General features: G+C 69.9%; 12 protein-coding genes. 6 read left to right on the forward strand and 6 right to left on the reverse strand.

What is annotated here, in order from left to right:
• Positions 1 to 4 precede the first annotated feature (4 nt).
• Together SM116_RS12870 and SM116_RS12875 are read left to right on the forward strand one after the other, a co-directional pair.
• Positions 5 to 760, forward strand: coding sequence for an alpha/beta fold hydrolase (locus tag SM116_RS12870; protein ID WP_320941377.1), 756 nt, complete (start codon positions 5 to 7; stop codon positions 758 to 760).
• Positions 757 to 1,911, forward strand: coding sequence for an acyl-CoA dehydrogenase family protein (locus tag SM116_RS12875; protein ID WP_320941378.1), 1,155 nt, complete (start codon positions 757 to 759; stop codon positions 1,909 to 1,911). The genes SM116_RS12870 and SM116_RS12875 overlap by 4 nt, the downstream gene beginning before the upstream one ends.
• Here the strand turns inward: SM116_RS12875 and SM116_RS12880 are convergent.
• Positions 1,908 to 3,035 (reverse strand): aminotransferase class V-fold PLP-dependent enzyme, encoded by a 1,128-nt coding sequence (locus SM116_RS12880; RefSeq protein WP_320941379.1) that lies wholly within the window; start codon positions 3,033 to 3,035, stop codon positions 1,908 to 1,910. The genes SM116_RS12875 and SM116_RS12880 overlap by 4 nt on opposite strands.
• 33 nt (positions 3,036 to 3,068) lie before the next feature.
• Here SM116_RS12880 and SM116_RS12885 point away from each other — a divergent pair, with 33 nt between their 5' ends.
• The gene (locus SM116_RS12885) at positions 3,069 to 5,150 is read left to right on the forward strand and encodes a S9 family peptidase (protein ID WP_320941380.1); all 2,082 of its coding nucleotides are present in this window, start codon (positions 3,069 to 3,071) and stop codon (positions 5,148 to 5,150) included.
• A gap of 30 nt (positions 5,151 to 5,180) precedes the next feature.
• Here the strand turns inward: SM116_RS12885 and SM116_RS12890 are convergent, their stop codons facing one another.
• The 5 genes from SM116_RS12890 to SM116_RS12910 form a co-directional block, all read right to left on the reverse strand.
• On the reverse strand, positions 5,181 to 7,256 hold the full coding sequence (locus tag SM116_RS12890; protein WP_320941381.1) for a GMC oxidoreductase: 2,076 nt from the start codon (positions 7,254 to 7,256) through the stop codon (positions 5,181 to 5,183).
• On the reverse strand, positions 7,243 to 8,136 hold the full coding sequence (locus SM116_RS12895; RefSeq protein ID WP_320941382.1) for a carbohydrate ABC transporter permease: 894 nt from the start codon (positions 8,134 to 8,136) through the stop codon (positions 7,243 to 7,245). Before SM116_RS12895 ends, SM116_RS12890 begins: the two co-directional genes overlap by 14 nt.
• Positions 8,133 to 9,116 carry a carbohydrate ABC transporter permease gene (locus tag SM116_RS12900; RefSeq protein ID WP_320941383.1) on the reverse strand — a complete coding sequence of 328 codons (984 nt, stop codon included), beginning with the start codon at positions 9,114 to 9,116 and terminating at the stop codon, positions 8,133 to 8,135. The genes SM116_RS12895 and SM116_RS12900 overlap by 4 nt, the downstream gene beginning before the upstream one ends.
• A gap of 46 nt (positions 9,117 to 9,162) precedes the next feature.
• Entirely contained in the window at positions 9,163 to 10,479 is a 1,317-nt protein-coding gene (locus tag SM116_RS12905; protein ID WP_320941384.1) for an ABC transporter substrate-binding protein, read from the reverse strand.
• 239 nt (positions 10,480 to 10,718) lie between these two features.
• The gene (locus SM116_RS12910) at positions 10,719 to 10,994 is read right to left on the reverse strand and encodes a metal-sensitive transcriptional regulator (protein ID WP_320941385.1); all 276 of its coding nucleotides are present in this window, start codon (positions 10,992 to 10,994) and stop codon (positions 10,719 to 10,721) included.
• 41 nt (positions 10,995 to 11,035) lie between these two features.
• Between SM116_RS12910 and SM116_RS12915 the strand changes: the two genes are divergently transcribed.
• From SM116_RS12915 to SM116_RS12925, 3 genes are read left to right on the forward strand one after another with little or no spacing between them, the layout of a single operon-like run.
• Positions 11,036 to 12,316: a DUF445 domain-containing protein gene (locus tag SM116_RS12915; RefSeq protein ID WP_320941386.1), complete on the forward strand. Its 1,281-nt coding sequence runs from the start codon at positions 11,036 to 11,038 to the stop codon at positions 12,314 to 12,316.
• A gap of 20 nt (positions 12,317 to 12,336) precedes the next feature.
• Positions 12,337 to 12,684: a gamma-glutamylcyclotransferase family protein gene (locus SM116_RS12920; RefSeq protein WP_320941387.1), complete on the forward strand. Its 348-nt coding sequence runs from the start codon at positions 12,337 to 12,339 to the stop codon at positions 12,682 to 12,684.
• The gene (locus SM116_RS12925; RefSeq protein ID WP_320941388.1) at positions 12,681 to 13,166 is read left to right on the forward strand and encodes a SixA phosphatase family protein; all 486 of its coding nucleotides are present in this window, start codon (positions 12,681 to 12,683) and stop codon (positions 13,164 to 13,166) included. Before SM116_RS12920 ends, SM116_RS12925 begins: the two co-directional genes overlap by 4 nt.

Raw genomic sequence — 13,166 nt, forward strand, 5'->3', positions numbered from 1 at the left:
GGCTATGCCGTCACCGCTGGTCCTGCCTCGCCGATCCTGGGGGCACCATCACGCCGACCGCCGCGCACTGCTCATCCACGGACTGGGCTCCGACGGCGCTCTGATGTGGCGCTACGGCGTCGCCCTCGCGGACGCCGGATGGCGTGCGGATGCCGTCGACCTGCGCGGGCACGGCTCGGCTCCGCGCGCCCTCGACTGCACCCTGGAGGCGTACGCCGCGGACGTCGCCGAGGTGCATCCCGAGGACGGCGGACCCTGGGACCTCGTCGTGGCGCACTCCCTCGGCGGCGCGGCTGCGGTCATCACGAGCGCCGACCATCCGCGATGGACGCGCCGGCTCGTGCTCGTCGACCCGGCCATCCATCTGGACGACGAGGACCGCGAACAGGTGCGCGAGGGGCAGGAGGAGTCGTTCGCCGACCCGAGCGCCGACGCCGTGCGTGCGGCCCACCCGCACTGGCACGAGCTCGACATCGAGCTGAAGGCCGCCTCGACGCGCGCGGCGAGCCGGTGGATGGTCGAGCAGACGAGCGAGCAGAACACGACGTGGGACGTGCGGGGCGCCGCATCCCGTCTCTCCGTCCCGACGCACGTGCTCGGCGCCGACCCGGCCGTCTTCAGCATCTTCACCGGGACCACGGCCGAGGAGGTCCTGCGCAACCCGCTCGTGACGATGTCGGTCGTCGAGGGCGCCGGACATTCGCTTCATCGCGACCGCCCCGAGGCTGCGATCGATGCGCTGAGGGAGGCCCTGCGATGACGTTCGATCCCGCCGCGATCCTGCCCGACGACCTGCTCGCACGGTTCCGGGAGCGCGCCGCCGTCCACGACCGCGAGAACACGTTCCCGGACGAGGACCTCGCCGAGCTGAAGGCTGCCGGCTACCTCTCGATCCTGGTGCCTGCGGAGCTCGGCGGCGCGGGACTCGGTCTGGCCGAGGCATCCGTCCTCCAGCAGCGCCTCGCGGGCGCGGCACCCGCAACGGCCCTCGCCGTGAACATGCACCTCGTCTGGACGGGCGTCGCGAAGGTCCTCGCCGACCGGGGGATCCCGTCTCTGCGCTTCGTCCAGGAGGGCGCGGTCGCCGGCGAGGTGTTCGCGTTCGGCATCAGCGAGGCGGGCAACGATCTCGTGCTCTTCGGCAGCGACACGGATGCGGTGCCCCTCCCCGACGGCGGCTACGTGTTCACGGGCACGAAGATCTTCACCTCGCTCGCGCCCGTATGGACGCAGCTCGGCCTCCACGGCCTCGACACCACCTCGCCGGACGGGCCGAAGCTGGTCTACGCGTTCGTCCCGCGCACGGCGGCGGTGAGCACGCGCGACGATTGGGACACCCTCGGCATGCGCGGCACGCAGAGCCGGACGACCGAGCTCGGCGGCGTCGTGGCGCTGCCCGACAAGGTCGTGCGTCGCATCGATCCGGGTCCGTCCGCCGACCCGATCGTCTTCGGGATCTTCAGTGTGTTCGAGCTGCTGCTCGCGTCGGTCTACACCGGCATCGCGCGCCGCGCGCTGGAGCTGGCGGTGGATGCGGCGACCCGCCGCACCTCGAAGAAGACGGGGCAGGCGCTGAGCCAGGACCCCGACATCCGGTGGCGCATCGCCGGGATGGGAATCGCCTACGACGCGCTGCCGCTGCAGGTCGCATCGCTCTGTGCGGACGTCGACGCCGAGGTCGACCACGGGATGCGGTGGTTCCCCCTGCTCTCGGGCGTGAAGCACCGCGCCGTCACCATGGCGAAGCATGTCGTCGACGAGGCGATGCTCGTCGCGGGCGGGTCGTCGTACTTCACGCGCAACGAGCTCAGCCGCCTCTACCGGGATGTGCTGGCCGGGATGTTCCACCCCTCCGACCCGGAGTCGGCGCACTCCACGGCCGCCAACGCCCTGCTCGGGCCTCCGGCCTAGACGCCCATCCGGTCGAGAGCCGCGGCGAGGCGCGCGACAGCGCCGTCGACGTCGCCGAGCTTGTCGAGGCCGAACAGCCCGACGCGGAAGGTCGAGAACGTGTCGGGCTCGCCGCAGTGCAGCGGCACGCCCGCCGCCACCTGCACGCCCTGCTCCGCGAACCGCGCTCCGGTGCGCAGACCCGGATCGTCGGCGTGCACCACGACCACGCTGGGAGCATCGACTCCGGAGGCGGCCACCGACGGCAGCCCGCGGGATGCGAGCAGCTCCCGCACGCGGGAGCCCAGCGAGATCTGCGCCGCTCGCAGCTGCTCGAGCCGCCCGGCGGTCTCCACCATCGGACCGAGGTTGTGCAGGATCGAGTCGGTGGGCATCGTGGCGTGGTACGCGGCCCGGCCGTCGCGGTACGCATCCGAGATCTTCAGCCAGGTGCCGAGATCGACGGCGAAGCTCGTCGCCGTGCCCGCCTCGACGGCCGCTCGTCCCGTGGCACTCAGCATCACGTAGCCGACGCCGGGGGTGCCGCTCCATCCCTTCTGCGGCGCGCTCAGCAGCACATCCACGCCGAGCGCGGTCATGTCGACCCACATCGCGCCGGATGCGATGCAATCGAGCACCAGCAGGCCGCCGTTCTCGTGGACCGCATCGGCGAGCGCCCGGACGTACTCGTCGGGCAGCAGCATCCCCGCCGCCGTCTCCACATGCGGTGCGAAGACGACCTCCGCGCGCTCCGCGCGGATCGCCGCGACGACCTCCTCGATGAGCGCCGGCCGCCACGCGGCCTGATGCTCCTCGGAATCGGGCCGCGCTGCGCACACCGTGATGGCCGCGGGGATGCGTGCCGTCTCGAGGATCTGCGACCACCGGTACGAGAACAGGCCGTTGCGCACGACGACGACGCTGCGACCCGTGGCGATCCGCCGGGCGACGGCCTCCATCGCGTAGGTGCCGCCGCCGTTGACGAGCGCGACGCTGTCGGCGTGGTAGGTGGTGCGCAGGATGTCGAGCGTCTGCTGCATCGCGCCGATGAAGCGCGCCGACATGTGGTTCAGGGAGCGGTCGGTGAAGACGACCGAGTACTCCAGCAGTCCGTCCGGGTCGATGTCGTCATGCGGAAGGCTCATGCGCCCAGCATCCCACGGCGATAGCGTGGCAGGATGGCGACCCCCTTCGATTCCCTCGACGACTACATCGCACTTCCCCGGATCGAGGGCCTCGCCCTCTCCCCCGACGGCGCGCGCGCCGTCCTCACGATCGCGACCCTGAAGAAGGACGGCACCGGCTACGAGCGCGCGCTGTGGTCGATCCCCGCCGATGGGAGCACGGGCGCGGTCAGACTGACCCGCTCGGCCAAGGGCGAGTCCTCGCCGGCGTTCACCGCTGACGGCGACGTGCTGTTCGTGTCGGCGCGCCCGGACGGCGACGGAGAGGATGCGGACGGGCAGGTGTGGCTGCTGCCGGCGGGCGGCGGCGAGGCGCGCGCCGTGACGGCCGTCGCGGGCGGCGTCGACGGCATCGCGGCCGTCGCCGACGGCGCGGATCGCGTCCTCATCACGGCGGGACTGCTGCCGGCGGCGGAGGGTGTGCTGGAGGCGCATGCGAAGCTGCACGCGGAGCGCAAGAAGCACAAGGTGTCGGCCATCCTGCACGAGACGTATCCGGTGCGGTTCTGGGACCACGACCTCGGGCCCGCCGAGCAGCACCTGCTCGCGCTCGATCTCGGCGCACTGCACGAGCAGGTCGGCGTCCCGCGGGGCGACGAGGACGAGGGCGCGGAATCGGAGGACAAGACGGAGCCGTACCCGGCATCCCTCCCCCGCCCTCGCGATCTCACGCCACGGCCCGGTCACCCGACCTCCATCCCGTCCGCCGCCCTCACACCGGACGGAACGCGTGCGATCGTGACGCAGGTCGTCCGCGAGGGGTACGACGAGCGCTATCGGCTCGTCTCGATCGACACCGGTACGGGCGAACTCGTGGTCCTGCGCGACGAGGTCGGCTTCGACATCGAGAACCCGGCCGTGAGCGGCGACGGCACCCGGATCGCGTTCGTGCGGACGGCGAGGCCGAACCCCTCTGCACCGTCGCAGATGGAGCTCTGGGTGGCCGATCTCGACGGCTCGTCATCCGGCCGCGTCGCCGAGCAGTGGGACCGCTGGCCGACCTCCGTCGCGTTCGACCACGACGACGCGGCGCTCGTCGTCACCGCCGACCAGAACGGCCGCGGCCCGATCTTCCGCATCCCGCTCGACGGGTCGGACGTCGACCAGCTCACCGACGACGACTTCACTTACACGGATGCGCACGTCGACCGCGCGACGGGCGACGTCGTCGCTCTCCGCTCGAACTGGATGGCGCCATCGCATCCGGTGCGCGTCGGCCGTGACGGCGCCGTCACGCTGCTCGCGGCGCCGGTCGCACCGCCCGAGGCGCCGGCGACGATGGTCGAGGTCGACACCACCGCGGCGGACGGCGCGCGCGTGCGCGGGTGGCTCATGCTGCCGCCGGGGGCGACGGCGGATGCGCCGGCCCCGCTGCTGCTGTGGATCCACGGCGGCCCGCTGCACAGCTGGAACGCCTGGAGCTGGCGCTGGAACCCGCAGCTCGCGGTGGCCCGCGGCTACGCGGTGCTGTTGCCCGATCCTGCACTGTCGACGGGATACGGCCTCGACTTCATCGCCCGGGGCTGGAACGCGTGGGGCGCGGCTCCCTACACCGACCTCCTGGCGATCACCGACGCCGTCGTCGCACGGCCCGACATCGACGAGAGCCGCACCGCGGCCATGGGCGGATCGTTCGGCGGTTACATGGCCAACTGGGTCGCCGGGCACACCGACCGGTTCCGCGGCATCGTGACGCACGCGAGCCTGTGGGCACTCGACCAGTTCGGTCCGACGACCGACTTCTCGCCGTACTGGCAGAGCATCTTCACCGCCGAGGCGATGGAGGAGAACTCTCCGCACCGGTTCGTGGACGAGATCCGCACGCCGATGCTCGTCGTGCACGGCGACCGCGACTACCGGGTGCCGATCGGCGAGGGCCTGCGGCTGTGGTCCGAGCTCAACCAGCGCTACGCGGGCGCGGACGGCTCGAGCCCGCACCGGTTCCTCTACTTCCCGGACGAGAACCACTGGGTGCTCAAGCCCCCGCATGCGGTGGTCTGGTACGAGACGGTGTTCGCGTTCCTCGCGCAGCACGTGCTCGGCGCGGAGTGGACCCGGCCGGCACGCATCGGATGAGGGCTGGTCGCTCCGCGGAGCCGCGGACTCTCAGCGCGGCCACTCCTCCACGAGGCGCTGGGACACCCGGAACGCGTTCGCGACGATCGTGAGCGTCGGATTGACGGAGCCGTTGGTCGGGTGCAGCGAGGAGTCGCACACGTAGACGCGGCGCGCACCGTGCACCCGTCCGCCGGCATCCGTCGCCGAGGTCTCCGGCGAATCGCCCATGCGCATCGTGCCGCACGAGTGCTCGCCCGCGGCCGATGCGGTGGCGGGACCGGCCAGCCGGCGGATGCCGCGCACGCCGGCGGCATCCAGCCAGCGCTCGGCCTGCACCGCCATGCCGTCCTCGACGAGACGCGACGCCGCGTGGACGTTCTTGCGCAGGGCGGCGGCCGGGCGCCCCCAGCGGTCGCGCACCTGACTCGCGAGCGTCACCCGCGAGGAGGGCATCGGGATCTCCTGCCCCATGCCGAACACGCCGAACACATGGGCCCGGCCCTCGCGCATCCACTGCTTGTGTCCCGCACCCCACGCCGGGACGCCTTCGTCGGCCGGGGCCATCGCCGAGGTGAGCGGGAGCAGCCCCATGAGGTCCACGAGCACGCCGCCGCCCCACGGGATGCTCGAGGCGTGGACGTGGTCGAGCGTCGCGACGGAGTGCCCCGGCCCGACGAACGGCTTCACGGGCTCGTCGACGGTGCCGACCACCGTCGTGAAGCGGTGGTCGTGCAGATGCCGTCCGACCTGGTCGTTGCCGATGCCGCTCGCCAGGAGCAGTCGCGGCGTCTCGACGGCGCCCGCGGCGACGATGACGACGTCGGCGCCGATCGTCAGGCTCACCGGCTGGCTCGAGGCATCCGCCATGATCGCCACGCTCGCCCCGGCTGCGCCGTCGCGAACCTCGACGACCTCGGCATCCATGAGCACGTCGCACCCACCGGAGGCCACCGCCCGCGCGATGAAGGTGTTGTGGGCCCCGTTCTTCGCATCGACCGGACACGCGTGGCCGACGCACTGCGGACACCGCACGCAGGCGGCCCGTCCCTCCCGCGGCACACTGTTGATCGCGAGGGGAATCGGTCCCCACCCCCAGCCGAGCCTCTCGGCCGCGCGCGAGAGAAGCTCCCGCGCGGGCTCGGTGCCCATCGCCGGCATCGGATAGCCGGCCGACCGCGGAGTACGCCGGGTGAGCGCACCCTCCTCGCCGGCGACGCCGAGCTCCCACTCGGCCCGGGTGTAGTGCGGCTCCATCTCGTCGTAGCCGACCGGCCAGTCCGCGAGGCTCGCACCGTCGGGGTTGCCGTATCCGGTGGCCATCGAGAAGTCCTCGGGGAGGAAGCGCCACGACATCCCCTGCCACAGCCGGGTGCCTCCGCCGAGGGCGTCGGCGTTCAGCCCGTAGAGCCCGGCATCTCCGGTGCCGTCCACGACCTCGTCGTGGTCCCCGGCCTGGATCAGACGCGGATGCCCGGCTCCCGGGCCGGCGCTCGGCCAATAGACCGCGTTGCGCTTGCCGTGCAGGTGATCGCCGCGCAGCGCCGAGTTCGGCAGCATCGGGGCGCGCTCCACGAGCAGCACCCGGCGGCCGGCCTCGGTGAGCACCTGCGCCGCCACCCCGCCACCGGGGCCGCTGCCGACGATCACGGCGTCATAGCGCGCCGCCACCTCTCGCGGCGCCACGGTGACGGGCATCGAGGGGTCGACGGTCTCCACGCCGGGGGGGACCGGGCGGTATCCCACCATGTCGAGACCGGCAGGCGTCCGCCCGTCGGCGGCCGCGTAATACCCTTCCCAGCACACCCGGCGCAGCGCTTCGAATCCGGCGGACCCGGACTCGCCCGCCAGCAGCTCGTCCTGACGTGTCGCCGTGAGCGATGCGAACCCCGCGGACCCATCGGCCGAGGCGGCGTCGTCCAGTCGCTCGGCGAGGGATGACAGGAGCGGTCGCGCCCACGCGAGGTCCCGATGCGCCGGCCCGGGGTCGGTCAGATAGGCGCCGACTCCGCCGTCCCAGCCCGCCGGCCACGCGTCGCCCGGGATGATCCGATCGACGGCGGCCCGAAGCGTCGGAAGCGCACGGCGGAATCCGCCGTGCGCCCCCGAGGCTTCACCGTCCGGCAAGCGAGCCGCCGATGCCGCCGACGCTGAAGTACTTGTTCAGGAACGCGAAGACGATGACCGGCGGGATCATCATCACGACCGCCACCGCCATCACGGATCCCCAGTCGGTGGCGTTCTGCTGGAAGAACGTCTCGAGGCCCTTCGGCAGCGTGTACACGCTCTGGTCCTGCAGGAAGATCAGCGCGATCAGGTAGTCGTTCCATGCCAGAAGGAACGAGAAGATGGCCGTCGACAGGATGCCGGGCAGCGAGTTGCGCATCACGATCCGCGTGAAGGAGCCGAACACACTCGCGCCATCCATCCACGCCGCCTCCTCGAGGGAGATCGGGATGGAGTCGATGTAGGCGGCCATCATCCAGATCGCCACCGACATCGTCGAGCCGATGTAGACGATGGCCACACTCGCGAGCGTGTTCGTCAGTCCGAGGACCGAGAAGGTGATGAACAGCGGGATGACCGCTGTGACCACCGGGAGCGACTGGATGACGAACAGGATGAGCGAGTACCCGGAGACGAGGCGGTTGCGCACCCGCGACAGCACGTAGCCCGCCGGCGCCGCGACCGCCACCGCCACGATGACGGTGGCGAGGGCGACGATGATGCTGTTCTGGAGCCACAGCAGCACGTCCGTCTGCGTGAAGACGAACACGTAGTTCGCCAAGGTGAACCCGGTCGCGCTGCTCGTCGACTGGCTGGGCTGCGTCGAGAGCACCACGACGGCGATGATCGGCGCGATGATCAGGAGGGTGACGACCAGTATCAGCAGGAAGCGCCACCACTTGCCGCGCTGACCCGTGGAGATGTCCGCCTTGCCGCTCTTGCTGTCCAGCCTCCCGAGCGTCACCGGAGCCTGGGAATCAGCGTGAAGTATCTGGCTCATTCGATGTTCACCTTCTTGATCTGGCGGTACAGCACCACGGAGATCAGCACCAGCACGGCTGTCATGATGAACGCGATCGCGGTTCCGATGCCGGTCTGCAGGTTCTGGAACGCGTACTGGTACGCGAGCACGATGAGGGTGGTGGTCGCGTTGACCGGACCGCCCTGGGTCAGCAGGAAGATCGTCGGGAAGTCGTTCACGCAGAAGATCGTCATGAGGATCCATGCGATGTACGTGCTCCGCGAGATCATCGGCAGCGTGATCCCGGTGAACGTCTGCCAGCTGTTCGCCCCGTCCACCCTGGCCGCCTCGTAGACGTTGGTGTCCACCGACGCGAGCGCCGCCGACATCATCATCATCATGAACGGGAAGCTGATCCACACCTTGAAGACGCACACCAGGATCTGAGCGAGCAGGGGATCGCCGAGGAAGTTCACGTTGTCCAGGCCGAACCACGAGAAGAGCACCGGCAGAGGGCTCTGCGGGGTGGCGACCAGCCAGTTCCACGCTGTCGACGAGACCACGATCGGCACGATCCACGGCAGCAGGAGCAGGACTTTGAAGACGGTGTTCGCGGGGATACGCGTGCGCAGCAGGAGCGCGAGCCCGAGGCCGACGATCCACGAGCCGAAGACGCCGACGATCGTGAAGACCAGGGTGAACTCGGCGGCCTGCCAGAACTGCGGCGACGTCAGAACGGTGACGTAGTTCTGCAGGCCGACGAAGTCCGCTTCCCACGGCAGCGTCGACGGCGTGCCGTTCTGCAGCGACTGCAGGAATGCATAGATGACGGGGAAGAGATTGAGAAGAACGAGCAGGATCAGCGACGGCAGGGCGAACGCGGTCAGCGTCCCCCAGGAACGACCGAGTGTCGTTCGTCCCTGCCGCCCGCGCGGCGAGGGGGTGGCCGGGCCACGCCCGGCCACCCCCACTCCACGTCTTGCTCTCTTCAGTCCCTCCACGGCGTTCGTCGCTGTCATTGCGACTCCCCTCTTTGCGGTCGCGTCACCGGGCGAGACTGCCGGATCACGCGGACTCGAGCGCCTTCTGCAACGTAGTCAGGGCGTCCTTCGCGGTCGTGTTGCCGCCGAGGATACTCTGTGCGAACGCGATCATCGGCTGGGTTCCGTCGACCTTGGTGACGTTGTAGAACACCGTGTTCGATCCCGGCGCACCCCACGTCTTCGAGATGGGCTGCCACGTGTCGATGATCTTCGTCGCGCTCGGGTCGTCGGCGTAGGCCGCCTGCGCGATCGACTTCAGCGGGGGAAGGCCGATACCGGTCTTCTTCGTCCACAGCGTCTTCATGTTCTGGTAGTAGTAATTCAGGAACGCCTCCGAGCCAGCGATGCTCGGAGAGTTCTTGAACATGAAGATGTTGTTCGGGAAGTAGAGCGCGCCCTTCTGCCCGGACGGACCGACCAGCGGATCGCCGACCACCAGTTGGCTGGCCACGTTGGCATTGACGTTCGCCGGCGTGCCGGCGCCGTCCCAGATCATGCCGAAGGCTCCGGCGTTCATCTGCGAGTAGGCGTTCGCCGACGTGTACGTGGCGCTGCGGGGGTCGACGTACCCGTTCTTGACGAGGCCGAGCACCCACTCCATCGCCTGGATGTTCTGGTCCGTGACCACGTTCACGTTCTGGTCCTTGTCGAACAGACCGCCGCCGTTGTTGATCATGTGTGCAACGAGCGTGTGACCGCCGGTGAAGGCACCTGCACCCGAGTACGTGCCGTACCCGAACACGCCGATCTTCTTCAGCGCCTTGCAGGCCGCCTCGAAGGAATCCCAGTCGGTGGGCAGCGAGGCGCCCGCCTTGTCCATGAGCTGCTTGTTGTACCAGTACAGCCGCATGTCGAGGTTGTACGGCACAGCGGCGTAGCCGTTCTTGGTCTTCATCGTGTCGAGCAGTCCCGGCAGGAAGTCGTCCTTGATGCCGTTCGAGGCCCACACCTTGTTGATGACGTCATCGGCGTAGTGGATCTTGCCCTCCTTCTCGAACAGGAACGCCGTCGTGCCGCCGCCCGAGCTCACCGACGGGTTGGTGTTGGCGGCCACCGCCGTGGTGAACGTCTGCGTGAAGTTCGCCCACTGGATCTGCTGGTACGACACCGCCGGCAGGCCGCTCTTGGGCTTGTACGCGGCGACGATGGCCTTGTCCTCCTGCGGGAAGGCCGTCGGGGCGCCCCACGGCATGTTCCAGAACTTGATGGGCTTCGTGCCGGAGGATGAGGACCCCCCTCCGGCGGAACACGCCGCGAGAAGTGTGCTGGCGGCGGCCGCTCCCGCCAGGCCGATGAAGCCTCGCCGGGTGAAACCGTTGACCTTGGATTCGGATGTCATCTTGGACCCCTTCTGCACTCGCCTCGGGGGCGGGTGTCTTCGTTCTCCGTCGAACTGCTGGTGCACGGTGCAGCCTCGCGTCGTGCGGGCACGTCATCGAGGTTGCGATCCAGTCTTCAAGGCTTTGTCGTCGTCGTCAACATTTATCTTCCATCGTTATGCAACCGCTCCCACGGGCGGAATTCCGCGCCCGTGTCGACATGACCCGCTCCGGGCCGCGATTTCCGGGCACGAGGCGACTAAGACCGCGTTTCGAAGTCGAACGCCCTGAGCAGCTCGGCGACGGCCTTCTCGCGCTGTTCGCCGCCGTGCTCGAACATGTGCGAGACGTGGGTGCGCAGGTGGTTCTCGAGGAGGAGCTTGTTCAGCGAGTCCAGCGCCTTCTGGATCGCGCGGGACTGCCCGATCATGTCCATGCAGTACTCCTCGTTCTCGATCATCCGGGCCAGCCCGCGCACCTGGCCTTCGATGATCGCCGTGCGGTGCAGGGCGCGCTTCTTGATGTCCTCGATCACGGGGACAGGGTACCGCCGACCTCGCATGACAGGATGACGGCATGGCGCGCACACCCACCGCCCTGCTGAGCCCTGCCGATCGCGAACGTCTGCGAGGGCTGCGGATCATGAAGGGCATCGCCCTCGGGGCCCTGATCGCGCTCTCGATCGTCTTCGTCTTCGCCTTCGCGCTGGAGGGCCGCTACCCGTGGCTGGCGTACGTGCGGGCCGCCGCCGAGGGCGGCATGGTCGGCGCCCTCGCCGACTGGTTCGCGGTCACGGCGCTCTTCCGCTACCCGCTGGGCATCCGCATCCCGCACACGGCCATCATCCCGACGCGCAAGGACGAGATCGGGCGCACCCTCGGCGAGTTCGTCGAGACGAACTTCCTGTCCGGGGAGGTCGTGCGCACGAAGATCCAGGGAACTGCCGTCGCCCGCCGGCTCGGCGAATGGCTGCGGGAGCCCGAGCACGCGGAGCGCGTCGCCGCCGAGGCATCCGGAGTCGCGGCCGGCATCCTGCGCGCGCTCAGCGACGAGGACGTGCAGGACGTCCTCGCGGGGCTCGCGCGGGAGCACCTCATCGCGCCGGAATGGGGGCCGCCCGCCGGCGAATGGCTCGAGCGCGTGGTCGAGGCGGACGCCCACCGCGGCGCGGTCGACCTCGCCCTCGACTCGATCACGACGTGGCTGCAGAACAACAAAGCCTCCTTCGACGGCCTCGTCTCGCGCCGGCTGCCGGCGTGGGTTCCGTCGATCGCCCACCGCTTCGTGGACGAGACGGTGTACAAGGAGGCGCTCACCTTCGCGCACGCCGTGCAGGCCGACCCGCAGCATCCGGCCCGCCGCGCGATCGACGGCTACCTCACGCGCCTGGCCGACAACCTGCAGCACGACCCCGCGATGATCGGTCGTGTCGAGGACGCCAAGCTCGCCGTCTTCGACTCCCCCCGCGTGCGCGCGCTCGCGGGCGAGGCGTGGAACGCGGCCAAGGCCGGACTGCTCACCTCGCTCGCGGATCCCGAGAGCGGGCTGCGCCGGCGCGGGGCGGAGGCCGTGGCGGAGATCGGCGAGCGGCTGGCGACGGATGCCGCGCTCCAGAGCAGGGTCGACACGTGGGTCGCCGGTACCGCGGTGCTGCTCGTCGACCGCTACCGGCACGACATCGCCTCCATCATCACCGAGACCGTCGAGCGGTGGGACCCGGCGGAGACCACGGAGAAGATCGAGCTCATGGTCGGACGCGACCTGCAGTACATCCGCCTCAACGGCACGATCGTCGGCGCCATCGCGGGCCTCGGGATCTACACGATCGCGCAGGCCCTCCTGGGCGTGTCGGGCTGAGCGGGCGGTAGCCTGGCCCCGTGACCGACGCGCCAGTCGACCAGCTGCTCTTCTCGTACGGGGACCTCCAGCAGCCGGATGTGCAGCTCGACATCTTCGGGCGCCTCGTCCACGGCGACGTGGACTGGCTGCCGGGGTACACGGTCGACTACGTGGAGATCGAGGACCCGCGCGGGACCGACGTCTCCGGCCTGTCGGTGAAGCCGGTGGTGCGCGCCACCGGCAACCGCCTCGACCGGGTGCCGGGACGCGTGCTGCACCTCACCGAAGAAGAGGTCGAGGCCGTCGACGAGTACCAGGTCGAGCTCTACCGCCGCGAGCGGGTGATGCTCTCCAGCGGCCACGCGGCGTGGGTGTACGTCCCATGATCCGGCTCGCCCTCGTGCGCCACGCGAAGTCGGACTGGTCGTCGCCCGGCCTCGCCGATCACGATCGGCCCCTGAACGAGCGCGGCGAGCGGGATGCGCCGGTGATGGCCGCGCGTCTGGCCGGGGAGGGATTCGCCCCCGACGTGATCGTGTCGTCCACGGCCCTGCGGGCCCGCACCACCGCGCAGGCGTTCGCCGACGAGTTCGGGATGCCGGTGGACCTGCAGCGGCGGCTGTACGCCGCATCCGGCTCGACGCTCCTCACCGCCGTTTCGGATGCCGGTGCCGCGGGCAGCGCGTCCGTCATCCTCGTCGCGCACAATCCCGGCATCACCGACCTCGCCTACGCCCTCTCGCAGGAGCGCATCCAGCGTATGCCGACGTGCGCGATCGCCCGGTTCGCCTGGGACCTCGGTACGCAGGAGTGGAGTGCCATCGATTCCGTCGAGCCGGTCGAGTGGAGCCTCGACGTCCCTCGCTAG

Origin of the sequence: Microbacterium rhizosphaerae (assembly GCF_034120055.1) — a bacterium.
In the GTDB taxonomy this organism is placed as follows: Bacteria; Actinomycetota; Actinomycetes; order Actinomycetales; family Microbacteriaceae; genus Microbacterium; species Microbacterium rhizosphaerae.

Coding starts and splice junctions, on each gene's coding strand:
- SM116_RS12870 (WP_320941377.1), top strand. CDS start 5: ATGCCGTCACCGCTGGTCCTGCCTCGCCGATCCTGGGGGCACCATCAC.
- SM116_RS12875 (WP_320941378.1), top strand. CDS start 757: ATGACGTTCGATCCCGCCGCGATCCTGCCCGACGACCTGCTCGCACGG.
- SM116_RS12880 (WP_320941379.1), bottom strand. CDS start 3,035: ATGAGCCTTCCGCATGACGACATCGACCCGGACGGACTGCTGGAGTAC.
- SM116_RS12885 (WP_320941380.1), top strand. CDS start 3,069: ATGGCGACCCCCTTCGATTCCCTCGACGACTACATCGCACTTCCCCGG.
- SM116_RS12895 (WP_320941382.1), bottom strand. CDS start 8,136: ATGAGCCAGATACTTCACGCTGATTCCCAGGCTCCGGTGACGCTCGGG.
- SM116_RS12900 (WP_320941383.1), bottom strand. CDS start 9,116: ATGACAGCGACGAACGCCGTGGAGGGACTGAAGAGAGCAAGACGTGGA.
- SM116_RS12905 (WP_320941384.1), bottom strand. CDS start 10,479: ATGACATCCGAATCCAAGGTCAACGGTTTCACCCGGCGAGGCTTCATC.
- SM116_RS12915 (WP_320941386.1), top strand. CDS start 11,036: ATGGCGCGCACACCCACCGCCCTGCTGAGCCCTGCCGATCGCGAACGT.
- SM116_RS12925 (WP_320941388.1), top strand. CDS start 12,681: ATGATCCGGCTCGCCCTCGTGCGCCACGCGAAGTCGGACTGGTCGTCG.